The 658-nt window shown below is 67.2% G+C and carries 2 protein-coding genes; both read left to right on the top strand.

Annotated features, from left to right (window positions below; translation table 11 throughout):
• The coding region (locus ABD323_RS43365) for a type II toxin-antitoxin system PemK/MazF family toxin (RefSeq protein WP_344447526.1) at positions 1 to 241 on the top strand (241 nt) is incomplete at its 5' end.
• 17 nt (positions 242 to 258) lie between these two features.
• The coding region (locus tag ABD323_RS43360) for a nucleotidyltransferase domain-containing protein (RefSeq protein WP_344447525.1) at positions 259 to 658 on the top strand (400 nt) is incomplete at its 3' end.

The raw sequence follows: 658 nt of genomic DNA, 5'->3' as shown, positions 1-658 counted from the left end.
GCAGGTGGTCGCTCCGGCCGGCGTCGACATCAGCGCTCTGGGTGTCGAAGTGGCGGTTGGCGTCGTGGCAGGGCTGCCCTTCGAAGGTGTGCTGCGGTTCGCGTTCCCGCGTCCGGGTTTCACCCCTTGTACCTGGCTGACCACCGTGTCCGGAGACGACCTGATCGAGCGGGCGGGGGCCCTGTCCGCCACGAAGCTCAGCGAGATCGAGGAGGCTCTCCGTCTCGGCGGACTCGGGTAGACGGAGAAGGAGCGGGCGTGGCGGCGACTGAAACGGATCTCGTGCTCAAGCGGTTCGTCTCCGAGATACGGCTTGCGGTGCCGACGGCGGCAGTGTGGGCACACGGTTCACTCGCGCTGGGCGACTTCCAGCCCGGGCGCAGCGATCTTGACCTCATCGCGATCGTCGAAAGCCCGTTGGACGGCGGGCAGCAGGATCGGCTGACGGGCATTCACCGGCGACTGCAGGACGAAGAGCCCGCCGCGGCCAAGCTGCACTGCTCATACATGGTCGGAACAGCGCTCTCCGAGGCAGAGACCCGTCATTTCACCTGGGCTCAAGGCATGCTCATGGAACGCCCGGTGACACCGGTCACCCGCCGGGAGCTGCTCGACGGTGGGCTCACCCTTCACGGTCCGACGCCGACAGAACTGCTTC

The sequence above is a fragment of the Kitasatospora nipponensis genome, assembly GCF_039528135.1.
In the GTDB taxonomy this organism is placed as follows: Bacteria; Actinomycetota; Actinomycetes; order Streptomycetales; family Streptomycetaceae; genus Kitasatospora; species Kitasatospora nipponensis.
This window is presented reverse-complemented; position numbering and strand designations above follow the sequence as displayed.